Annotated in this window: 21 protein-coding genes; 8 read left to right on the plus strand and 13 right to left on the minus strand. The window is 61.2% G+C overall.

Features of this window, described 5'->3' with window-relative positions; genetic code table 11:
• Window positions 1-190 precede the first annotated feature (190 nt).
• Both JFT63_RS24225 and tam read left to right on the plus strand, forming a co-directional pair.
• Window positions 191-1,660, plus strand: a complete 1,470-nt coding sequence (locus tag JFT63_RS24225) for an aminotransferase-like domain-containing protein (RefSeq protein ID WP_198844921.1) — start codon at window positions 191-193, stop codon at window positions 1,658-1,660.
• Window positions 1,661-1,746: 86 nt separating this feature from the next.
• Window positions 1,747-2,508, plus strand: coding sequence for a trans-aconitate 2-methyltransferase (gene tam / locus JFT63_RS24230; RefSeq protein ID WP_198844922.1), 762 nt, complete (start codon window positions 1,747-1,749; stop codon window positions 2,506-2,508).
• Between the two features lie 21 nt (window positions 2,509-2,529).
• Here the strand turns inward: tam and JFT63_RS24235 are convergent, their stop codons facing one another.
• Window positions 2,530-3,093 (minus strand): cysteine hydrolase family protein, encoded by a 564-nt coding sequence (locus tag JFT63_RS24235; protein ID WP_186559390.1) that lies wholly within the window; start codon window positions 3,091-3,093, stop codon window positions 2,530-2,532.
• A 96-nt stretch (window positions 3,094-3,189) separates the two neighbouring features.
• Between JFT63_RS24235 and JFT63_RS24240 the strand changes: the two genes are divergently transcribed.
• The 3 genes from JFT63_RS24240 to JFT63_RS24250 all read left to right on the plus strand — a co-directional run bounded on the left by JFT63_RS24240 (window position 3,190) and on the right by JFT63_RS24250 (window position 6,187).
• The gene (locus tag JFT63_RS24240; protein ID WP_186559391.1) at window positions 3,190-4,161 is read left to right on the plus strand and encodes a GlxA family transcriptional regulator; all 972 of its coding nucleotides are present in this window, start codon (window positions 3,190-3,192) and stop codon (window positions 4,159-4,161) included.
• A gap of 171 nt (window positions 4,162-4,332) precedes the next feature.
• Complete coding sequence (locus tag JFT63_RS24245) at window positions 4,333-5,442, plus strand: DUF3182 family protein (protein WP_198708162.1); 1,110 nt, start codon at window positions 4,333-4,335, stop codon at window positions 5,440-5,442.
• Entirely contained in the window at window positions 5,432-6,187 is a 756-nt protein-coding gene (locus tag JFT63_RS24250; RefSeq protein WP_186559393.1) for an alpha/beta hydrolase family protein, read from the plus strand. The genes JFT63_RS24245 and JFT63_RS24250 overlap by 11 nt, the downstream gene beginning before the upstream one ends.
• A 4-nt stretch (window positions 6,188-6,191) precedes the next feature.
• Here the strand turns inward: JFT63_RS24250 and JFT63_RS24255 are convergent, their stop codons facing one another.
• From JFT63_RS24255 to JFT63_RS24270, 4 genes are read right to left on the minus strand one after another with little or no spacing between them, the layout of a single operon-like run.
• Window positions 6,192-7,148 (minus strand): lysylphosphatidylglycerol synthase domain-containing protein, encoded by a 957-nt coding sequence (locus JFT63_RS24255; RefSeq protein ID WP_198844923.1) that lies wholly within the window; start codon window positions 7,146-7,148, stop codon window positions 6,192-6,194.
• On the minus strand, window positions 7,138-8,400 hold the full coding sequence (gene clsB, locus JFT63_RS24260) for a cardiolipin synthase ClsB (protein ID WP_186559395.1): 1,263 nt from the start codon (window positions 8,398-8,400) through the stop codon (window positions 7,138-7,140). The genes JFT63_RS24255 and clsB overlap by 11 nt, the downstream gene beginning before the upstream one ends.
• Window positions 8,397-9,173 carry an endonuclease/exonuclease/phosphatase family protein gene (locus JFT63_RS24265; RefSeq protein WP_186559396.1) on the minus strand — a complete coding sequence of 259 codons (777 nt, stop codon included), beginning with the start codon at window positions 9,171-9,173 and terminating at the stop codon, window positions 8,397-8,399. The genes clsB and JFT63_RS24265 overlap by 4 nt, the downstream gene beginning before the upstream one ends.
• Window positions 9,170-10,096, minus strand: a complete 927-nt coding sequence (locus JFT63_RS24270; protein ID WP_186559397.1) for a DUF72 domain-containing protein — start codon at window positions 10,094-10,096, stop codon at window positions 9,170-9,172. The genes JFT63_RS24265 and JFT63_RS24270 overlap by 4 nt, the downstream gene beginning before the upstream one ends.
• Before the next feature lie 292 nt (window positions 10,097-10,388).
• Between JFT63_RS24270 and JFT63_RS24275 the strand changes: the two genes are divergently transcribed.
• Entirely contained in the window at window positions 10,389-12,467 is a 2,079-nt protein-coding gene (locus JFT63_RS24275; RefSeq protein ID WP_198844924.1) for a mechanosensitive ion channel family protein, read from the plus strand.
• A 237-nt stretch (window positions 12,468-12,704) separates the two neighbouring features.
• Complete coding sequence (locus JFT63_RS24280) at window positions 12,705-13,589, plus strand: sugar nucleotide-binding protein (protein WP_057704450.1); 885 nt, start codon at window positions 12,705-12,707, stop codon at window positions 13,587-13,589.
• Between the two features lie 141 nt (window positions 13,590-13,730).
• Here JFT63_RS24280 and JFT63_RS24285 read toward each other — a convergent pair whose 3' ends face one another.
• The 5 genes from JFT63_RS24285 to JFT63_RS24305 all read right to left on the minus strand — a co-directional run bounded on the left by JFT63_RS24285 (window position 13,731) and on the right by JFT63_RS24305 (window position 17,782).
• On the minus strand, window positions 13,731-14,429 hold the full coding sequence (locus tag JFT63_RS24285; RefSeq protein WP_005791869.1) for an OmpW/AlkL family protein: 699 nt from the start codon (window positions 14,427-14,429) through the stop codon (window positions 13,731-13,733).
• 94 nt (window positions 14,430-14,523) lie between these two features.
• On the minus strand, window positions 14,524-15,045 hold the full coding sequence (locus JFT63_RS24290; RefSeq protein ID WP_198844925.1) for a DUF3299 domain-containing protein: 522 nt from the start codon (window positions 15,043-15,045) through the stop codon (window positions 14,524-14,526).
• Window positions 15,046-15,056: 11 nt separating this feature from the next.
• Window positions 15,057-16,322 (minus strand): ABC transporter permease, encoded by a 1,266-nt coding sequence (locus JFT63_RS24295; protein WP_186559400.1) that lies wholly within the window; start codon window positions 16,320-16,322, stop codon window positions 15,057-15,059.
• A gap of 1 nt (window position 16,323) precedes the next feature.
• Entirely contained in the window at window positions 16,324-17,034 is a 711-nt protein-coding gene (locus tag JFT63_RS24300; RefSeq protein WP_057704454.1) for an ABC transporter ATP-binding protein, read from the minus strand.
• Between the two features lie 148 nt (window positions 17,035-17,182).
• Window positions 17,183-17,782 carry a DUF2796 domain-containing protein gene (locus JFT63_RS24305; RefSeq protein WP_186559402.1) on the minus strand — a complete coding sequence of 200 codons (600 nt, stop codon included), beginning with the start codon at window positions 17,780-17,782 and terminating at the stop codon, window positions 17,183-17,185.
• A gap of 128 nt (window positions 17,783-17,910) precedes the next feature.
• Between JFT63_RS24305 and JFT63_RS24310 the strand changes: the two genes are divergently transcribed.
• The gene (locus tag JFT63_RS24310) at window positions 17,911-18,255 is read left to right on the plus strand and encodes a hypothetical protein (protein ID WP_057704456.1); all 345 of its coding nucleotides are present in this window, start codon (window positions 17,911-17,913) and stop codon (window positions 18,253-18,255) included.
• Between the two features lie 2 nt (window positions 18,256-18,257).
• Here the strand turns inward: JFT63_RS24310 and trxA are convergent, their stop codons facing one another.
• The 3 genes from trxA to JFT63_RS24325 all read right to left on the minus strand — a co-directional run bounded on the left by trxA (window position 18,258) and on the right by JFT63_RS24325 (window position 20,364).
• Complete coding sequence (gene trxA / locus JFT63_RS24315; protein WP_198844926.1) at window positions 18,258-19,130, minus strand: thioredoxin; 873 nt, start codon at window positions 19,128-19,130, stop codon at window positions 18,258-18,260.
• Window positions 19,131-19,255: 125 nt separating this feature from the next.
• The gene (locus JFT63_RS24320) at window positions 19,256-19,912 is read right to left on the minus strand and encodes a class I SAM-dependent methyltransferase (RefSeq protein ID WP_198844927.1); all 657 of its coding nucleotides are present in this window, start codon (window positions 19,910-19,912) and stop codon (window positions 19,256-19,258) included.
• Window positions 19,909-20,364, minus strand: coding sequence for a YbaY family lipoprotein (locus JFT63_RS24325; protein ID WP_005791855.1), 456 nt, complete (start codon window positions 20,362-20,364; stop codon window positions 19,909-19,911). The genes JFT63_RS24320 and JFT63_RS24325 overlap by 4 nt, the downstream gene beginning before the upstream one ends.
• Window positions 20,365-20,487 lie beyond the last annotated feature (123 nt).

Raw genomic sequence — 20,487 nt, forward strand, 5'->3', positions numbered from 1 at the left:
CTTTGTACCAACCTTGTCCAAGGTCTCGTGCACTGTTATGGGACCTATCATCCCAAGGCATCGATGTGTATTGCAGATACAGCAGAACTCAATATTTTGAATACAGATTGGGTTTTCACGCTGAAAATTTTTCAAAAAAAGGCCAATCTGTACCTTCTTAAGCGACAGATCAGAAGCTACAGTCGGGCCTATGACTTTTTATCTGAACCTCGCCGAATTCATCAGCAGCCGCATCGAACAAGGCCTGTATGGGCCCGGTGAGCGTTTGCCATCTGTACGCACCCTCAGCCATGAGCACGGCGTCAGCCTGACCACCGTGCAACAGGCTTACCGTGTATTGGAATGTTCGGGGTTGGCGGTGTCGCGCCCCAAGTCGGGCTATTTCGTGCCGTCGGACCGGCGTGTGGCGCCTTTGCCGCAGATGGGACGACCCGTCCTGCGTCCGGTGGATATTTCCCAGTGGGACATGGTTCAGGAGCTGATACGCCTGGATCAAAGCGCCGATATCGTACAACTGGGCTGCGGAATGCCGGACATCAGCGTGCCGACCCTCAAGCCACTACTGACCACCATGGCCCGTATCAGTCGGCGCAGTGATAATGCCAGCCTGCAATACAGCCACATTCAGGGTGTATTGGCGTTGCGCGAACAGATCGCCCGGCTGTCCATCGATGCGGGTGTCCGCCTGACCCCGGCCGACCTGGTTGTCACCAGCGGCTGTCAGGAAGCACTTTCCACCGCAATTCGTGCGATTTGCGCACCCGGCGATATCGTCGCGATCGCCTCGCCGAGCTACTACGGGATGATGCAGATCCTCAAGGCGGCCGGTCTCAAAGCGCTGGAGATCCCCAGCGACCCGGTGACCGGCATCAACCTGGAAGCCCTGGAGATGGCCCTGGAGCAGTGGCCAATCAAGGTGATCCAGTTGACCGCCAACTGTAACAACCCGATGGGCTACATCATGCCCGACGAGCGCAAGCTCAAGCTGATCCGCATGGCCCAGCGCTTCGACATCCCGATCATCGAAGACGATATCTACGGTGACCTGTCGCATCGCTATCCGCGGCCACGCTCACTCAAATCCTTCGATGAAGACAACCGCGTGGTGTTGTGCAGTTCGTTTTCCAAGACCGTGGCCCCTGGCCTGCGTGTCGGCTGGATCGCTCCGGGGCGCTATCTGCCCCAGGTGCTGCATATGAAATTCATCGGTTCGGGTGCCACCGTCACCCAACCGCAACTGGCTGTCGCCGAATTTATCGCCAAGGGTAACTACCAACTGCACCTGCGGCGTATGCGCAAGCAGTACAAGCGCAACGGCGATTTGATGAGTGAGTGGGTCAACCGCTACTTCCCGGCGGGGACCCGGGTCAGCCAGCCTCAGGGCGGCTTTACGCTGTGGGTCGAGTTGCCCGGAGAGTTCGATACCTACGCCCTTAATCGGCTGTTGGAAGCACAGGATGTTCAGGTGGCCAACGGTAATATTTTCTCGGCAGCTGGAAAGTACCGTAATTGCATCCGGCTGAACTTCGCCAACCCTCCCACACGCAAGGTTGAGATAGCCGTGCAAAAGGTCGGGCAAACCGTTGGCCAGTTGATACAGATGGAGTTGGACAACCCCCTCACCACGCAACAATGGCAGCCTCAGCCCTCTGGGTTTTAAGTGGCTGTGTGCTCACTCGGCGGCATTTGTTCTCACGGATCACACGATTTAGGCTGTAGCCCTCTTTAAGAAGAAGGAACGCCGCGATGACCTGGTCCGCCAAGCAGTACACCCTGTTCGAACAACAGCGCACTCGCCCGGTCCGCGACCTGGTGGCGGCCATTCCCACCACCGATGTTCGCACAGCCGTCGACCTGGGCTGCGGGCCGGGCAACTCCACGGCGGTGTTGGCCGAGCGTTTCCCCCAGGCGCGCGTCACCGGGCTAGACAGCTCCGATGATATGTTGGCCGATGCCCGCAAACGCCTGCCGGCGCTGAGCTTTGAGCTGGCAGATATCGGCGCCTGGAACCCCGCGCAAACATTCGACGTAATCCTGGCCAACGCGTCCCTGCAATGGCTGCCCGACCACGCCGCGCTCTATCCGCACCTGGTCAAACAATTGAACCCCGGCGGTACGCTGGCGGTGCAAACGCCGGACAATCTCGACGAACCCGCCCACCGGTTGGCCCGCGAAGTGGCGACCGATGGCCCATGGTCGGCGAAGATCGGCGCGGTCAAACACAATGAGCGGCACACCGCCAGTTACTACTATGAGTTGCTGAGCAAGCATTGCAGCACGGTGGATGTGTGGCGCACCACCTACCAGCACCCGTTGGCGGATCATGCTGCGGTGGTGGAGTGGTTCAAGGCGTCGGCATTGCGACCGTTTCTTGCGCCGTTGACCGACGACGAAAAGGCCGCCTTTCTGCAGCAATACCAGGCACGAATTGCCCAGGCTTATCCAGCCCTGGCCGATGGCACGGTGTTGCTGCCCTTTCCGCGCCTGTTCATCATCGCCACACGCTAACGCAATCGGCTTAAGTGGCGGTCACGCGGCCGCCGCTTGCGCCTGCAAATATTCCTGCGCCGACACTACACCGGCATAGCCAAATGCCAACGACGCCATGTACGCCCCATGCACCTGCGCCGCCGGGATCACCTGGCCGTTGAATTCCTGATCGCGGGTAGCGCAAGCGTCATGGATCACCGTGACCTTATAGCCCAGGTCCGCCGCCGCCCGCACCACAGCATCCACACACATATGACTCATGCTGCCGACCACCACCAGATCGGTGATGCTGCGCTGCTCCAGCAACTCGCGCAGGTTGGTTTGGCGAAACGCATTCACAAAATGCTTGAGCACTACCGGTTCGTCACCCTGGTTCAACACCTTGTCATGCAGGCGAGCACCTTCGGAGCCGGGTGTGAAGAACGGCGCATCGTCGCCTTCAAACTCATGGCGTACATGAATCACCGCATCGCCAGCCTGTCGAAAGGCCTGTAGCACCTGCGCCGCCTTGTCCGCTGCGGCTTCCACACCGTCAAGCGGCCACTTGCCCTGGGGGAAGTAGTCGTTCTGGATATCGATTAGGATGAGCGCTTGCTTGGCCATGTGTATTGCCTCGTGATGGGTTGATGGGCCCAGTATCTTAGCTGGCGCCAAGGTTGAGAATTGGCCGCACCGACAATAACAGGGGGAAAACTGACAATGGCCGTGGAACGCGCGACGCTCGAACTGGGTGTATTGATCTATCAGGGCGCGCAACTGGCTGCAGTGCATGGGCTGACCGACCTGTTCGGGGTCGCCAATCGCATCGCCGCCGAGCATCAAGCTGCGCAACTGCCGCTGCTGCGGGTCAGTCACTGGCAGGTGGACGCCCACGGCACGCCTGCGCGTGTGTTCGACAGCCACCCAGGGCCGGACCAACCGATGATGGCTCTGCTGGTACCGCCGTCGATTGGCGAGTTCACCGAAGACCAGGCGCCGCCCGCGCTGCTGGAGTGGATCCGCCGGCAGCATGGCGCCGGTACGGTGCTTGGCGGTGTGTGCATCGGCTCAATCATGCTGGCGCGCAGCGGCTTGTTGGATGGGCGCAGCGCCACGGCTCACTGGTCTTCCTCGGAATCCTTCGCCGCCAGTTACCCGGCAGTGCGCCTGGAAGCAGATAAACCCATCGTCGATGACGGCGACCTGATCACCACCGCCGGGCTGATGGCCTGGTCCGAACTGGGCCTGCGCCTGGTCGACCGGCTGATGGGCCCCAGTGTCGCAGCCGATACTGCGCGGTTTCTGGTAATCGAACACAGTGACAGCGCCAGCCAGTGCGGCAGCAACTTTGCGCCGATTTTAAGGCACGGCGACAGTGCGATCCTCAAGGTCCAGCATTGGTTGCAAGCCAGTGGCGCCGTGGATGTTTCGGTGGCGGCGATGGCGCAGGAGGCGAACCTGGAAGAGCGCACGTTTTTACGGCGTTTTCGCAGTGCGACGGGGCTCAAACCCACCGAGTACTGCCAGCATCTGCGGGTCGGCAAGGCCCGGCAGATGCTGGAGTTCACCAACAGCACGATCGACCACATCGCCTGGACCGTGGGTTATCAGGACCCCAGCGCTTTTCGCGCAATCTTCAAGAAGATTACCGGCCTGGCCCCCAGCGACTACCGTGCCCGGTTTGGCGTTTGAATCGTGCAGAACGCCGTGGGTTTAACCCCTCGTCGTGCAGAATAAAACAGGCTAACTGCCATCGCCTTTCGCGCAACGTATTGATTTAAATACCAACCATCCCAAAGCGGCGTTGGCCTGATCCCTGCAGCTTTCCCGCTACACACAAGGCGGGATAGCCAAGGGGAACGCATGACCCCGACAAATCGCAAGAAACTGGTGATCGCACACTCCACGCGTGCAGGTGCACCCCAGCACGAAGTTGAAACCAACCGCGCTTTGGCCCGCTGGCTGGCGCAGATATTGGGGCTCAAGTTTGGTGGCAGTTACGACCCTCAGGTCCATGCCGGTCGCGAGCTGTATTTGCTGCCCACTCAAACCCTGGTCGGGCCGGCCTCGGCATTGCAGCTTAACGTCAGAGGGCCGGAAGATTTGTGGGGCGGCTATGTCGACCACGATTTCATGTGTACCAAAGCCATCAGTCACGGCCTGTTGAGCCCGGATGCCAAGGCACCTGAAGGTTGGTCGCCGCTCTTCTGCGAGCGCGTCCGTGACGTGGTGTTGGATGGCTTGAGCGTGTTCGCCCTCGAAGACGCCAGGCCCGCCGCCACGCGCTTGCTCTATAGCGGCCCGATCCGGATGAAACCGGTGCACGCCTGTGCCGGACGCGGCCAGGAAGTTATCCACAGCCTCGATGAGTTCGACGCGATAGTGGCGCGTGCTGACGCGGCGGATCTGTTCAACGCCGGCGTGGTGCTGGAACAAGACCTGCACGATGTGGTCACCCACAGTGTGGGCCAGAGTTTTATCGGTGAGTACGTATTGAGCTATTGCGGCGAGCAATACCTGACCCAGGACGGGCAGGGCGAGCAGGTTTACGGCGGCTCAAACCTGCTGGTCGTACCCGGCTACTACGAAGACCTGCTGCAACTGGCCCTGCCGGACGATGTGCGGCAAGCCATCGAGCAAGCCCGGGTTTTCGATAATGCTGCCGACGAAGCCTACCCGGGGTTCTACGCCTCGCGGCGCAATTACGACATCGCCCAGGGCCTGGACAGTGACGGCCAGCGCCGTAGCGGCGTGCTCGAACAATCCTGGCGCATGGGCGGGGCCAGCAGCGCGGAAGTCGCGGCGCTGCAGAGCTTTATCAACAACCCGAGCCTCACGGCCATTCGGGTGTCTTCGGTGGAAACCTACGTGGATCAAGCGCTGCCGGCGGATGCCATCGAGGTGTACCGAGGTCCGGCCGAAAACAGCGACTTTCTGCTCAAGTATGTGACGGTTCAATCTTATGACGGCTAGAAGCGAGAGCATCAGTATTGATGTAGATGACGAACAGATGAGTGGGACATTCCTCAGCCCCAAGTCCAAAGTGCCCGGCGTGTTGTTCGTGCACGGTTGGGGCGGCAGCCAGGAGCGCGATCTGGAACGCGCCAAAGGCATCGCGGGGCTGGGTTGTGTATGCCTGACCTTCGACCTGCGCGGCCATGCCGGTACCGGCATCCCGTTATCGCGCGTCACCCGCGAAGACAACCTGCGCGACCTGCTGGCCGCTTACGACCGGCTGCTGTCCCACCCGGCCATCGACACCTCGGCGGTGGCGGTGGTGGGCACCAGCTATGGTGGCTATCTGGCAGCGATTCTGACTTCATTGCGCCCGGTGCGTTGGCTGGCGCTGCGGGTACCCGCGCTGTACCGCGATCAGGAATGGCTCAAGCCCAAGCGTGAGCTGGATAAGGCCGACCTGATGGATTATCGCGGCACGCTGGTGCATGCCGAAACCAACCGTGCGCTGCACGCCTGCGCGCAATTTACCGGCGATGTGCTGATTGTCGAATCGGAAACCGACGACCACGTGCCCCACGCCACCATCATGAGTTATCGCGCGGCGTGCCAGCAAACCCATTCCCTGACCCACCGCATCATCGACGGCGCCGATCATTCCCTGAGCGACCCGGTGTCGCAACAAGCCTACACCTCGATCCTGGTGGACTGGATTACCGAGATGGTGGTGGGTGAGCGGTTGAGCATTATCCAATCCCGATAGGACGTTAAGCGGGTGTCTTCTTCACCCGCAACGCCTTGGCCTTGGCCTCCACCCCCAGGTACATCACCAACGCAATCAGCAACGGGCAAATAAAATAAATCGCCCGATACGCGATCAACCCGGCCAGCAAACTCCCCCGCGATGCCTCGTGCTGCAGCAACCCGATAAACACCGCCTCCAGCACCCCAAGCCCGGCGGGTATATGGGTGACCACACCGGCAATCGCGCTGATCAGCAAAACGCCCAACACCAGCGGGTAATCCAGTTTGGCGGGCAGCAGTGTGAAAATAACCGCGCCCATCAGCGACCAGTTCAAGGCGCCCAGGGCCAGTTGCAGGCAGGCCATGCGCAGCGACGGCAAATTGATCTCGATGCCGCGCACCGACCACGCACGTTTTTTCGAAAACCGGCACGCCGCCAGGTAGCCCAGGCTTGCGATCACCAACAACACGCCCACACCTTGCAGCGCGCCGCTGCTGAGCTTCCAGCCCGGTGGCAGGTTGACCAACCCGCTGCTGAACACCACCCCGGCCAGGACCATATAGCCGAACCAATTGGTGGCCAGGCTCAGGCCGAGGATCTTGGCAATATTGCTGGTGCTTACCCCCAGTCGCGAATACAGCCGATAACGCATGGCGATGCCGCCCACCCAGGCGCTCAGATTGAGGTTGAACGCATAGCTGATAATGCCCACCGGCAGGATCTGCTTCCAGCGCAGGGGCTGGCGAATGTAGGTGCGGCCGATCAGGTCGAAGCAGGCATACACAATAAAACTGCACAGCGTCAGCGCGCCAGCGATCAGCAATGTGCTGACTTTGAATTCGCTCAATGTCTGCAGCACTTCGCTCCAGTCGATGCGCCGGGCAAGCAGGGTGAAGAGCACGATCAGCAGCAGGAAGAACGCAATGGTCAGAGGCTTCTTCCACCGCTGGAACCGTGAGCCGTATTTTTCAGACGTCATGGGCCGGACTCTCGATGGGTTTCAAACGCGGCTTGTGCGCCGGCAGCCAGCTCGCCAGCGCGGGGAAGTGGCGCATGACATGGAACACCAGAAAGCCCACGGTCAGGCGCCACAACCACAGGCGCGGCTTGCGCTTGGCCGGCATGGTCTGGCAATGGTCTCGCGCCAGTGCTTCCAGGCTTTGGTACAACTGCTGGTTGAAGGCGCGGTCGCGAATCAGCACGTTGGCTTCCAGGTTCAGCGCCAGGCTCAGGGGGTCCAGGTTGCTTGAGCCCACGGTGCTCCATTCGTCGTCCACCAGCGCCACCTTGCCGTGCAACGGGCGTTGGCAGTACTCGTGAATGACCACGCCGTCCTTGAGCAGGTAATCGTAAAGCATCCGCGCCGCCAGCTTGGCCAGCAGCACGTCGGGCTGGCCCTGCATGATCAACTGCACCTTCACGCCACGGCGCGCCGCATTACGAATCTCACGCAGCAAGCGATAGCCAGGGAAGAAATACGCGTTGGCAATCACCACCCGCTGCCGGGCCTGGCTCAAGGCGTGGATATACGCTTCTTCGATGTCGTCGCGATGCTGGACATTGTCGCGATAAATCAGGCGCACCAGCCCGTCCCCGTGCTCGTCGGTCCAGGGTGAAGGCCGCTGCTGGCGGCGGCGCCAACCTCTGCGGGTGCGCACCTGGCGGCCGCTTTGGGCAAGGGCGAAATGGTGCAGGTCGGCGACTGCCGGGCCGATGATCTGTACCGCGTAATCCTGCTTGGCTTCGGGGCCGAAATCCCCCAAATGGTCAGCAGAAAAGTTGATCCCGCCGATAAACGCCACGCTGGCGTCTACCACTACGATCTTGCGGTGCAGGCGGCGAAACCAGTTGGTGCGTATGCCGAGGGTTTTGGACGCCGGGTCAAACATCTGCACCATCACACCGGCTTCGGCCAGTTCGCGCAGAAACGCCGGGCTCAGCTCGCCGCAGCCGAAACCGTCGAGGCTGACCACCACCTTGACCCCGCGTTGCGCCGCTTCGATGAGGATGCCTTGCAGCTCATGACCGACCTTGTCTTCAAAGAGGATGAAGGTCTCCAGCAGGATTTCGCGCTGGGCTTTGCGCATGGCGTCGAACACCGCAGGAAAATACGCCTCGCCATTTTCCAGCAATTGCAGGCGATTGCCGCTCTGCCAGCCGTAGTCCAGGTCCCGGGCCTTGCTGTCATCCGGCGGCTGGTCGGTGGCGATATGTTCTACCGCAATGTTCATAACTCAATCTCCACCGACAGGGGCACGTGGTCTGACAGGTGCGACCACGGCCGCGTGGTGAGCACGCGCGGGTTGTGGATGGTCAGGTTGCGCACATAGATGCGGTCCAGCGCCAGCAACGGCAGGCGAGCCGGGAATGTCCGCGCAGGCTTGCCCTGGGTGTGGATGAACACTTCCTGCAGGCCGCTTTGGCTCAGGTCGGCCTTTTGCCGCCAGTCATTGAAATCGCCGGCGACCACCAGGGGCGCATCGGCGGGGATCTCGCCAATACGCTGCTCAAGCAAGCGCAATTGCTGTTGGCGATGCACCTCGCGCAAGCCCAGGTGGATGCAGATAGCATGCACCTCGCGCTCGCCGCCCGGCAGGCGTAGTACACAATGCAGCAGGCCGCGGTTTTCATGGCCACTTTGGGAGATGTCGAGGTTGTCGTAACGGATGATCTGGAATTTCGACAGCAACGCATTGCCATGGTCGCCATGGGGATAGACCGCATTGCGACCATAGGCAAACTGCGGCCAGATGCTGTCGGCGAGGAATTCATACTGCGGCATCTTCGGCCAGTCGCTATAGCGCTGGGGATGGCGCTCGTGGGTGCCGTGGATTTCTTGCAGGAACACCATGTCGGCACCCACGCTGCGCACCGCTTCGCGCAGTTCGGGCAAGATGAAGCGCCGATTCAGCGCGGTGAAGCCCTTGTGGATATTCACCGTCAGCACGGTAAAGCGTGTGATGGGGGCGGTCGGCGTGACAGGAATCAGCTCGGGGTGAGTCATGGCAGCACTCCCGGTTCCGGCAACTGGCCGGGTGCTGTGAGCAGGTGCTTATCCAGGCCGAAGCGCTGCAACAGCTGGCGCGCATCGAAAGGCGCACGCACTTTGATGTCGTTGTCGAAAAAGCAGAACACGTCACGCTGTTTGCGCACGCGGGGTTTGCGTTGCGGGGCCACAAGGTGCGCATCCGTAGGTTGTTTGCCCTGAGCCCAGCGTTCGATACGGTCGCCCCAGCGTTTGAGCGCCTCATCGGTATAGCCGCTGGCGTACAGCTGCTTGTCGCCATGTAGTCGCAAGTACATGAAGTTGGCGGTGACGTCTTCGATATACGGCCACTTGCCTGCGGTGTCTGCCACCACCAGCGCAACGCCGTACTTGTCCAGCAGCTGCACAAACTCTGGTACCGCAAAGCTCGTGTGGCGAATCTCCACCGCATGGCGCAGAGGTTTTTTGCCATGGGCTTTCATGCTCGCTTTGCCGTTCAGGCGTGGCTCATGCTGGCGGGCGAGGGCGGCGGCCTGTTGGGTGTCGGTGGGTAAATCGGCGAGGAAGGCCTCGAACAGCGCGGCGTCGAATTTGAAGCTGGGCGGGAACTGCCAGAGGATGGGGCCCAGCTTTTCTTTGAGCTCCAGCACCCCGGAGGCGAAGAAGTTTGCCATGGGTTTGTGCACCTCGCGCAAACGCAGGATGTGCGTAACATAGCGGGGTGCCTTGACGCTGAACATGAACCCTTCAGGCGTATCGGCATACCACTGCGCATAGCGCTTGGGGGTTTGCAGCGCATAGAAAGAGCCGTTGATTTCAATGCTGCTCACGGCGCGTGACGCAAACTGCAACTCGCGTTTCTGGGTCAGCCCGTCGGGGTAGAAATCCCCGCGCCAGGGCGTGTAGCGCCAGCCGGAAATGCCGATATGAATCGCCGCCATGCTTGCTCCTGTGAAGGTGGGGTGCGTTATGGGATGACTGCGGTATTTGGCTGAAAGTTTCCACATTCCTACGGACGGCGCAGAGAGCCACACCGGCCCACTGTAGGAGCGAGCTTGCTCGCGAAAAACGTCAACGATAACGAGGGCTTACTGAATGAGCGCGGCGCTTGTGAGATTTGCGCCTACAAGTTCGCGCCTACAAAAGCCTTAAGTGCGGGCCCGCAGACGCAGGGAACGATCAAGGCTCAAACCCGTCAGTTCCTTACAGACCCTTCTGAAGGAGCCCGCTGTTTTGCTGAATTTAAAGACTGCATTACTGCTCGGGGCGCTGCTATTCTGCGGCAGCAGCGCGTTGCAAGCCGCGGCCACCGCGCCGGAGCCCGACGCGGTGGCCAAGCCTGAATTGCTGGTGGAGGGCGGTCTGCTGGGCGCCATCAGCTCCAGCATTGACGATGTGCAGCGCAAGCTTGATCTGAACCAGAACTTTATCGACGAGTGGCGCCTGCGAGCCGACCGGGCCGCGAATGAGGTCGGGCGGCTGGTCGATCAGACTGCCGCGCGCTCGCCGTGGAGCGTGGCCGGGGATTTTCTGCTGTTATCCGCCGTTTGGGTCGGTGCTTTTGCGTTGCTGACGTTACTGGGGCGCTTTATCGTGCGGCGCTTGAGCCTGCGCGCATTCTTCCGTCGTCGGGCACGCTTGCTGGCCGTGCTGGGGTATGTGGTGCCTTACACCATCCCGGCAGTTATCTGCCTGCCATTGACGCTGTATGTCAGCCACTTTCTAGCCACTTCCGTAGGGCGGGCGCTGGCGCTGTGTTTTGCCTACGCTACCAGTAGCGGCATCTTTTCCACTTCCATGCTGCTGTGTGTGATCGTCATGTTCAATGTCGGCCACAAGCGCCCGGCGGTGCAGATCATTCGCGACTATTGCCCCAAACCTCTGTTCCTGATCGGCTTCCTTGCCGCCCTCAGCGACGCGCTCACCAGCCCGCAGATCGCCCGGCAACTGGGCGGCAACGTCACCAGCAGCGTGGCGGTGTTTACCGGGCTGTTCGCGACAGTGATCTTCGGTGTGCTGGTGGTTCGCCTGCGTCGCCCGGTGGCGCATTTGATTCGCAACCGGCCGTTGGCGCAGCGCCTTAAGCATCCGGCGTTGCAACAGTCGCTGCGGGTATTTTCCGGGTTGTGGTACTGGCCGATCCTGTTGATGGTGCTGGTTTCGGCGATCAACCTGATCGGTGCCGGCGACGACAATCAAAAGGTCCTGCGCTGCGCGTTGTTAACCACCATCCTCCTTATCGGCACGGTGTTTCTCAGCACGGTGCTGCAACACCTGTTCAAGTCTCGCAGCCAAGTGGCGATACAGCGCAGCAGTGCGTACAAAGAGCGCTTTCTGAGCCTGCTGCACGCGATATTGCGCATCGTGATGGCTATCGCTTTTATCGAGATACTGGGGCGTATCTGGGGCGTGTCGCTGTTGGAGTTTGCCCAACGCAACTCAGTGGGGCGCGCGATCAGCGACTCGCTCAGCAGCATCGGCCTGATCCTGCTGATGACATGGCTGTTCTGGGTGGTGCTCGATACGGCGATTCAGGAAGCGCTCAAGCCACCGGTGAACAAACGCTCCAGCCGCCAGCCCAGTACGCGGGTCAAAACCATCCTGCCGTTGCTGCGTAATGCGGTGAAAATCGTTCTGGTGGTCATCTGTGCGATCACCACCATGGCCAATCTGGGTATCAACGTCGCGCCGTTACTTGCGGGTGCAGGGGTGGTTGGCCTGGCGATTGGTTTTGGCTCCCAGCAGCTGGTGCAGGACGTGATCACCGGCCTGTTTATCATCATCGAAGACACGCTCTCCATCGGCGACTGGGTGGTGCTCGACTCCGGCCACGCCGGGACTGTGGAGGGCCTGACTATCCGCACCCTGCGCCTGCGTGATGGCAAGGGCTTTGTGCATTCGGTGCCGTTCGGGCAGATCAAGGCGGTCACCAACCAGTCGCGCCAGTTCGCCTACGCGTTCTTCTCGGTGCAGTTCACCTACGACACCGATGTGGACAAGGCCGTGGAGCTGATCCGCGAAGCGGGCCAGTCGATTCGCGACGATGTGTTCCTCAAGTACAACCTGCAGGGGCCGCTGGAAGTATTCGGCGTGGACAAGATGGACCTCAATGGCGTGGTGCTCACGGCGCAATTTCGCACGGTATCGGGTGGGCAATATGCGGTGAGCCGGGCGTTCAACCAGCGCCTGAAGAAGCTTGTGGATAACTGCGATGAGGTGCATTTTGCGCAGACTTATCCACAACAGGTGCTGTTGCCCAAGCGTGTGGCGCAGGTGGATGAGGCGCAGGCCGAGCAACTCAGGCCGCAATGACGAGGCCTTGAAATCGGCGGCGCTGACGGATCGGCGGCCACGTCTGGGCACCTGTCATCGAGGGGAAAGTGCTGCAAAACCATCCACCGGCTCCAACAAGTTGCAAACACGTACTTTATCCGTGACGGTTGCGCTACAAACCCGCAAAATGCAACGATTCTGGCAACTACCTGCGGCAAGGCGCACACGCCTGTCGATAATAACCATCGTTCCAAACAGACCGGGCCTGCTCAATCTATGCGAATGCGCCTTATGTTACTGGGCGGCGGGAATGCCCTCGGGCAGGCGCTGATTCGCCTCGGTGCAGAGGAAGACATCGGTTTCCTCGCCCCCAAACCGCCCCAAGACGGCTGGGATGCCGCGAGCCTTACCCAATTGCTCGACGACACCCGTCCCGATGCGTTGATCAACCTCGCCTACTATTTCGACTGGTTCCAGGCCGAAACCGTGAGCGAAACCCGCCTGGCTGCGCAGGAGTTCGCCATCGAACGCCTGGCTGAATTGTGCCAGCACCACAGCATCACGCTGCTGCAACCTTCCAGCTATCGCGTGTTCGATGGTTCACGCGCCACCGCTTACAGCGAAAAAGACGAGCCGGTGCCCCTGGGCCTGCGCGGCCAGGCGTTGTGGCGTATCGAGCAGAGCGTGCGCGCCACTTGCCCGCAACATGTGCTGCTGCGATTTGGCTGGTTGCTCGATGACAGTGTCGACGGCACGCTCGGGCGTTTCCTGGCTCGGGCTGAAAAGCCGGATGAGCTGTTGATGGCCGACGACCGTCGCGGCAACCCGACGCCGGTGGACGACGCCGCACGGGTGATTATCTCGGTGCTCAAGCAGCTCGATTGCGCGGCGCCGTTGTGGGGCACCTACCACTATGCCGGGCACGAGGCGACCACGCCGTTGGCGCTGGGCCAGGCGATTATCACCGAAGCGCGCAATTTCCACCCGCTGGCGATCGAGTCGCCGACTGCCCAGGCCCATGCGGCCCGGCCGGATGCGGCAGAGGAACCGCAGCACGCGGTGCTGGCGTGCAAGAAGATCCTGCATACCTTTGGCATCAAGCCCAGGGCATGGCGGGCGGGGCTTCCGGCGTTGCTGGACCGGTTCTACCGCCACAGCTGACGCCACACAAAACCAAAATGTGGGAGGGGCGGTGCGACGATTCGACTTGCTCCCGATAGCAGAGTGTCAGTCAACAGATTCATTGACTGGTGCCCGCTATCGGGAGCAAGCCCCCTCCCACAGTTGTTTATGCAGTGTTGCTTAGAACTTGTAACCGATACCCACCATGTAAACCATCGGATCCACGTCCACATTGACCTTGGCCCGAGTGCCCTGGCCCAGCGCATTGTTATCCACAGTCGCCTTGGTGCTGATGTCGATGTAGCGCGCCTGGGCGTTGATCATCCAGTTGTCGTTGATCATGTAGTCGGCGCCGATCTGCGCGGCCCAGCCCCAGGAGTTTTCGGCCTTGAAGTTGCTGAAGCCGGCTTGCTGGGCGCGACCGCCGACGTGTTCGTCGTAGATCCAGGTGTAGTTGATACCCGCGCCAACGTACGGCTGGAATGCCGACTTGTTGTCCAGCGGGTAGTACACGACGCTCAGGGTTGGCGGCAGGTGTTTGAGCGAGCCGAGTTTGCCGTTGGCGGCGCCCAGTGCGGTGTTCTTGAGTTTCACGTCATGCTCGAACGGCGTGGCCGCCAGCAGTTCGATACCCACGTGGTCGGTGATCATGTAGGCGAAGTTCAAGCCCAGTTGGGTGTCGCTGCTCATGGTCGCCTTGCCGCCCAGGTTGGTGCCGGCCAGCGGGCCCTGGTCAACCTTGACTTTGCCGCTGTCGGCCTCCGGGTTGACGGTGATTGCACCGGCACGCACCAGAATATCGCCTGCCTGGTGAGCGTGTGCGACCGGGGCGACGAGGGCGAGCGCGAAGAGGGACGCGCCGAGCAGAGACTTGTTCATGGGAGCTCCAAAGGACGTTTAAAAGTTGTACGTCCAATGGTAAAGATCGTTCCGTTCGGTCTTTTGACTCAGCTCAATGAAAGGGCGATCAGCGTTACTCTGGCAGCTCGTACATGTAAATCTTCTCGGCATCCATTTGGTAACCGGCGTCGGCCAGTTCACTCGACGATGGCTTGACCTGCATTGCGCCTTCGATCCAGTACGGCTGATACAGCTCATCGAGTTTCACCCCGACTTCACTTTTCACATGCACGATCTGGTTCGAGGGCGGTGGCGGCACGTGGATGCATGCGCCGAAATACGGCACCAGCAGAAACTCGGTGGTGCGGCCTTCTTCGCTGACTTCCAGCGGCACGATATACCCCGGCAAGCGGATGCGCTGGCCGTCGAGGCTCTGTACCACCGGTGCGTTGGGCAGGTCCTGCCTGGCTGCGGGCGCGGCCTCGACGGACAAGGCATCGGCCATGTTCGACAGGTCGTGCAACGGCTTCATATTGGGCACTTCCGGTGGGGCATCCGGCGGGATCATTTCCTGCCAGGACAGGTCCTTGGGCTGTTCATCCGCCCACACCGGCACGGCCGTCAGCAGCAACAGGGCAAACAGGGCACGACGCATCGAAGCCTTCCTCATAAACGGATGGACAGGCCATCGGCCAAAGATTGTCGATAGGCGCGCCACGCGGGCACGCTGCCCATCAACAGCGCTGCCGCGAGGATACTCGCCAGCAGGGTCCATTCATATTCGCTCGGCCAGGCCATCGGCAAGTCCAGACCGTAATTGGCCTGCAAGTAACCCCGAGAGGCGGCGATGCATACATACAGCAGCCCTACGCCTGCCACCACACCCGACAGAGCCAGGGCGAAGGCTTCGAAGATCAGCAGGGTTGCGATATGCCAGGGACGTGCGCCCACCGAACGCAGGATCGCCATCTCGCGGCGGCGCTCGTTGAGGCTGGTGAGGATCGCCGTGAGCATACCGATCAACCCGGTCAGCACCACAAACAGCGAGATCACGAACAAGGCTTTCTCGGCGGTGCCCATCATGCTCCACAGTTCTTGCAACGCCACGCCTGGCAGGATCGCCAGCATCGGCTCGCCACGGAACTCATTGATCTGCCGTTGCAGAGCGAAGGTGGAAATCTTGTTGTTAAGGCCGAGCATGAACGCGGTGATGGCTTGCGGCGTCAGGTCCATATTGCGCGCCTGATCGGCGCTGATGCGGCCTTTGCCCTGGGCCGGCACACCGTTGTGCCAGTCGACATGGATCGCTTCCATACCGCCCAGGCTGATGTGCAACGTGCGATCGACTGGCGTACCGGTACGCTTGAGGATGCCGACCACGGTGAAGGGTTTGTCGTCGTGCTTGACCAGGCTGACCACCGCTACACCGTGGGCCAGCACCAGCTTGTCGCCAAGTTTGTAATGCAAGGCGTCGGCGACTTCGGCGCCGAGCACTACTTCGAACGGGTCGGTAGCGAAGGCGCGGCCGCTGGCCAGTTCGAGGTTTTGCTTGCGCCCGTACTGGTAATGCTCGAAGTAGGATTCGTTGGTGCCCATCACGCGGTAACCGCGATGGGAGTCGCCGAGGGAAATCGGAATGGCCCATTTCACCTGGGGGCTGGCGGCGAAATGCTCAAAGCTGTCCCAACGGATGTTGTTGGTGGCGTTGCCGATACGAAACACCGAATACAGCAGCAGGTTGACCGAACCCGAACGTGCGCCGACGATCAGGTCGGTGCCGCTGAGAGTGCTGGCAAAACTGTTGCGCGCCTCGACACGCACGCGCTCCACCGCCAGCAACAAGCACACGGAAAGCGCGATGGCGAAGGCCGTGAGGATCGCGGTAAAGCGGCGGTTAGCCAGGCTGGCCATGGCTAGACGAAACAGATACATCTCAAACCTCTGCGGGCGTGGCGGCGCGATTGAGTTCGGCCAGCGACAGGTTGCGGTCGAACAGTGACGCCAGGCTCTGGTCGTGGCTGACGAACAACAGGCTGGCGCCTGCGTCACGGCATTCGGCGAACAGCAGTTGAATAAAGGCTTCGCGGGCGTCGTAGTCCAGGGCCGAGGTGGGTTCGTCGGCGATCACCAGTTCCGGTTGGCCGATCAACGCACGAGCGGCAGCCACCCGTTGTTGCTGGCCGATAGACAGCGAGTCGGCGCGGCGCTCCAGTAAGTCCTTGTCCTTCAAGCCCAGGTGCGCGAGCAGGGTTGCGGCCGCCTGGTCGACACTGCCGTGGCGCTGCTTGGCCCGCTGCGCGCGCAGCCTGGAAAAGTGGCAAGGCAACTCGACGTTTTCGCGCACCGACAGAAACGGCAGCAGGTTGAACTGCTGGAAGATGTAGCCGGTGTGGTCCACCCGGAAACGATCACGGGCGCCGGCCGAAAGTTCGGTCAACTCCTGACCAAGCAGGCGAATGCTGCCTCGGCTGGGTTTCTGCACGCCCCCCAACAGCCCCAGCAGCGTGGTCTTGCCACTGCCGCTCGGGCCCTTGAGAAACAGGGTTTCCCCGGGTTCCAGGCGGAACGCGGGAATGTCCAGCAACTGCGGGTGACCGGGCCAGTTGAAACCCAGGTCGGACAGTTCGATTAACGCTTGAGTCATGGGAAGTCAGTGTCGCCTGGTAGTTGAAAATGGCGCCGATCCACTGTGGGAGCTGGCTTGCCTGCGATGGCATCGCCACGGTGTGCCTGCTGCACCGCGCCGCCAGTATCGCAGGCAAGCCAGCTCCCACATGGACTGTGCTTTCAAGTCAGAACTTCAGGGTGGCTGCGGTAGCCGTCGCGTCAACACCTTGCTGACCGCTTGGGCCGATCAGTTGTACCTGAATTTTCTGGGTTGCAGGGAAGGTCTTGAACACTTGGCTCAGATCGAGGTTGCTCAGCGCCGTCGGCGTGGCGCAGGTGAACTGATAGTGGGCGTGGATTTCGCTGTGGTCGTGATGATGCTCGTGGGCGGCAGCGCCTTTGCCGTCGGTGGCGTGGTCATCGTCGTCATGGTCGGCTTCCGGTTTGTCACCGAACAGCGGGCTGTTGAGCTCCTGGCTGCTGACCACACAACCTGCAGCCTTGGGCAGATTGAACAGGGCCAATGGGTTCTCCAGTTGTTTGCGTACGCCGGCGACCTTGGCTTTGTCGGCTGCGCTGGTGGCCACATGCTCGAAGCCCACCAGGTTCATGGCCGGGCTGTCCAGTTCCAGCTCTAGAGACTTGCCATCCAGCGCGGCGTTGAGGCGGCCAACGCCATGTTCATGGGCGCCGAGGCTACCGTGTTCGTGATCATGCTCTTCATGAGCGTGGGCAACAGCCAGTGGGAGCAGGGCAAACGGCAAAGCGAGCAGCAAACGGCGCATGGGAGGGCTCCAGGATGAAAGTTTTGTTATGTGATCTTATAACAATAGAGCCGAGAGTTTGACCGCCTGCTTGGTGTTGCGCAAGCTGCATGGGAGCATGACCGTCAGAAAAATGCAGGAGTACAACGATGTTGCGAATTCGTGGAACCATCGGCGACCTGCCGGTGGACTTGACCCTGGAACTGGACGACGGCGATTGGGCACGCTTGGGCGCACAGCTTCAGGCCGCCCCAACGCCCAGCGCGTCAACTGCGGCGCCGGTCAAACACAACGACGACCTATGGCAGAGCGCCCAGGAGGTGCTGCGCAGCGCCGGGCAGCTCAACGGTCTGGAGCTGCTCGATCAACTGGAAGGGTTGGCAGGCGATGCGGGCGCGGGCAAGCGCCTGTTGGTGCGCCTGCGCCATAGCGCCAAGGTCAAGGTGAGCAGCGGAGGGGATACGCCGCTGTACACCTGGGTTGACCCTTTGTAGGGTTAGTACAACGCGGCAAACAATTTGCGGCGGTACACCGTGACCAGCGGGTGCTCGTTGCCCAGCAACTCGAACACCTGCAGCAAGGTCTTGTGCGGCAAGCCTTCGCTGTAGCTGCGGTTGCGGGTAAACAACTTGAGCAAACCCTCCAGCGCCGCATCGTACTGCTGACGCGCCAGTTGCTGAATCGCCAACTGATAGGCCGCTTCGTCGTCGTGCGGGTTCTGTGCCAGACGGCTTTTCAGCACGGCGGCGTCCGGCAAGTCTGCGGCCTGGCGCAGGAAGGTGATCTGCGCCTTGGCCCCGGCGAGGGCGGCCTTGTGCTCGTCGCTTTTGACTGCGTCAAGCACGGCCTGGGCTTCTCCCAACTCACCGCGCTCAGCCAGGCAGCGGGCGTACAGAATCAGCGCGGGGGCGTTGGTATTGTCTTCGCTCAACAGCGCCACCAGCAGCGCTTCAGCCTCGCTGATGCGCCCTTCGCTGAACAGCGCCTGGGCCTGTTCCAGCGGGTTTGCCGCAGCCGGTGGTGGCATCTGCACATGAGGCTCCAGCATCGCCCGCACCGCCGACTCCGGCTGCGCACCGGCAAACCCGTCCACCGGCTGACCATCCTTGAACAACACCACCGTCGGCAGGCTTTGAATGCCGAAACGCGCGACGATGTCTTGCTCGACCTCGCAGTCGACCTTGGCCAGCAGCAACTCGCCCTGATAACTCTCGGCAATCTGCGCCAGCATCGGCATCAACGCCTTGCACGGCGCGCACCACTCGGCCCAGAAATCGACCAATACGGGCTTTTCGAAGGAGTTCTGAATCACTGCCTGGTCGAAGTTGGCGGTGGTAACGTCGAAGATGTACGGCGTGGGCTCACTCATGGGGTGTCTCGAATAAAGCGGGAATGGGGGCAACTATAAAGGCTGGCGAGGTTGGCTGAAAGCATCGTGCTAGCTCCCACCTTGAAATGCATTCCCCTGTGGGAGCGGGCTTGCCCGCGATGGCCTCAAGCACGCCGCGAATGGTACAGGCTCACCTTGCGAAACTCCCAAGGCTCGGCCAGGTCCGGCAGGGTCAACGCATCCAGAACGTCCAACCGTCGATAACAAGGATGCTGGAAGTCCCGCACCCGTGAATCGGCCACCAGGGCTTCGCGGCCTCGGGTGAGGAATTGATCCAGCAGCGGCAGGTTGGCCCGGTCGTAAAGCACGTCGGCCACCAGGATCAGGTCGAAGCGGTCGGCTTCGGCGAAAAAGTCCGCCGAATAGCCCAACTCTACTTCGTTGAGTTCGGCGTTGGCGCGGCAAGACGCCAAAGCCAGCGGGTCCAGGTCACACGCCACCACTTCCAGCGCACCCGCCTTTACGGCGGCGATCCCGGCCACGCCGGAACCGGCACCGAAATCCAGCACGCGTTTGCCGGCGACCCACTCGGGATGCGCCGCCAGGTAACGCGCCAACGCCAGGCCGCTGGCCCAGCAAAAGCTCCAGTAGGGCGGCTCATGCAGGATGCGCCGGGTTTCTTCCTGGCTGAAGGCGCGGTCCATGTTGTCGGCGTCGAGCAGCCACAGCGACAATTCGGTGCCCGGCAGTGGGCAGGGCACTAATTGCGCGTCGCCGATCAATTCGCTCAAGGCACGCTGCAGGTGCAGCGGTGGCGTCATGGTGCCTTGACGAGTTGCAGGGGGCCGGTGCTCTGGGTGATCGCCTGGGTCACGCGTACGGCGGGCAGGTGCAGGATCAATTGGCCGGACTGGCTGGCGCGGCCACGCAATTCAACGCGCGCACCGGCCGGGAAGGCTTCAGGGTTGAAGCGCAGGCGGAAGGCCAGAGGCTTGCCGTTGCCGCTCAGCACGCTGCTGGCGAGCAGCTGCTGCGGGCGCGAACGGTCGTCGATCACCAGCAGTGCCATCTCGACTTCGGCACCGGCGGGCACGTTGGTCAGGCTGCCGCTGATTTCCCGTTGATAGGCGGGCAGGGGGCCGAGGTCTTCAATGCCCGGGACTTTTTTCTCTTGTGCGGGTGTCGGTTGAGGCGCGGCCGGTTTGGGGGCTTCGCTGCTGCAGGCGACCAGAAAACTGAACAGCGTGAGTAAAACGAGTGGTCGTAACTGCATGTACGGCTCCAGAAAGGACAACATCCGTGGCTTAAAAAAATAGAAACATATAAGCCTGCCTATATACCGTAAAGGCTATGGCTTGTCTTGCCACAGGGATGCGCTACCATGGCCCTCCCATTT

The organism is Pseudomonas sp. MF7453 (genome assembly GCF_016405455.1).
GTDB lineage: Bacteria > Pseudomonadota > Gammaproteobacteria > Pseudomonadales > Pseudomonadaceae > Aquipseudomonas > Aquipseudomonas paralactis.

Bases quoted from the DNA above. Each gene is read 5' to 3' on its own strand.
- JFT63_RS24225 (WP_198844921.1), top strand. From the start codon at position 191: ATGACTTTTTATCTGAACCTCGCCGAATTCATCAGCAGCCGCATCGAA.
- tam (WP_198844922.1), top strand. From the start codon at position 1,747: ATGACCTGGTCCGCCAAGCAGTACACCCTGTTCGAACAACAGCGCACT.
- JFT63_RS24235 (WP_186559390.1), bottom strand. From the start codon at position 3,093: ATGGCCAAGCAAGCGCTCATCCTAATCGATATCCAGAACGACTACTTC.
- JFT63_RS24240 (WP_186559391.1), top strand. From the start codon at position 3,190: ATGGCCGTGGAACGCGCGACGCTCGAACTGGGTGTATTGATCTATCAG.
- JFT63_RS24245 (WP_198708162.1), top strand. From the start codon at position 4,333: ATGACCCCGACAAATCGCAAGAAACTGGTGATCGCACACTCCACGCGT.
- JFT63_RS24250 (WP_186559393.1), top strand. From the start codon at position 5,432: ATGACGGCTAGAAGCGAGAGCATCAGTATTGATGTAGATGACGAACAG.
- JFT63_RS24255 (WP_198844923.1), bottom strand. From the start codon at position 7,148: ATGACGTCTGAAAAATACGGCTCACGGTTCCAGCGGTGGAAGAAGCCT.
- clsB (WP_186559395.1), bottom strand. From the start codon at position 8,400: ATGAACATTGCGGTAGAACATATCGCCACCGACCAGCCGCCGGATGAC.
- JFT63_RS24265 (WP_186559396.1), bottom strand. From the start codon at position 9,173: ATGACTCACCCCGAGCTGATTCCTGTCACGCCGACCGCCCCCATCACA.
- JFT63_RS24270 (WP_186559397.1), bottom strand. From the start codon at position 10,096: ATGGCGGCGATTCATATCGGCATTTCCGGCTGGCGCTACACGCCCTGG.
- JFT63_RS24280 (WP_057704450.1), top strand. From the start codon at position 12,705: ATGCGAATGCGCCTTATGTTACTGGGCGGCGGGAATGCCCTCGGGCAG.
- JFT63_RS24285 (WP_005791869.1), bottom strand. From the start codon at position 14,429: ATGAACAAGTCTCTGCTCGGCGCGTCCCTCTTCGCGCTCGCCCTCGTC.
- JFT63_RS24290 (WP_198844925.1), bottom strand. From the start codon at position 15,045: ATGCGTCGTGCCCTGTTTGCCCTGTTGCTGCTGACGGCCGTGCCGGTG.
- JFT63_RS24295 (WP_186559400.1), bottom strand. From the start codon at position 16,322: ATGTATCTGTTTCGTCTAGCCATGGCCAGCCTGGCTAACCGCCGCTTT.
- JFT63_RS24300 (WP_057704454.1), bottom strand. From the start codon at position 17,034: ATGACTCAAGCGTTAATCGAACTGTCCGACCTGGGTTTCAACTGGCCC.
- JFT63_RS24305 (WP_186559402.1), bottom strand. From the start codon at position 17,782: ATGCGCCGTTTGCTGCTCGCTTTGCCGTTTGCCCTGCTCCCACTGGCT.
- JFT63_RS24310 (WP_057704456.1), top strand. From the start codon at position 17,911: ATGTTGCGAATTCGTGGAACCATCGGCGACCTGCCGGTGGACTTGACC.
- trxA (WP_198844926.1), bottom strand. From the start codon at position 19,130: ATGAGTGAGCCCACGCCGTACATCTTCGACGTTACCACCGCCAACTTC.
- JFT63_RS24320 (WP_198844927.1), bottom strand. From the start codon at position 19,912: ATGACGCCACCGCTGCACCTGCAGCGTGCCTTGAGCGAATTGATCGGC.
- JFT63_RS24325 (WP_005791855.1), bottom strand. From the start codon at position 20,364: ATGCAGTTACGACCACTCGTTTTACTCACGCTGTTCAGTTTTCTGGTC.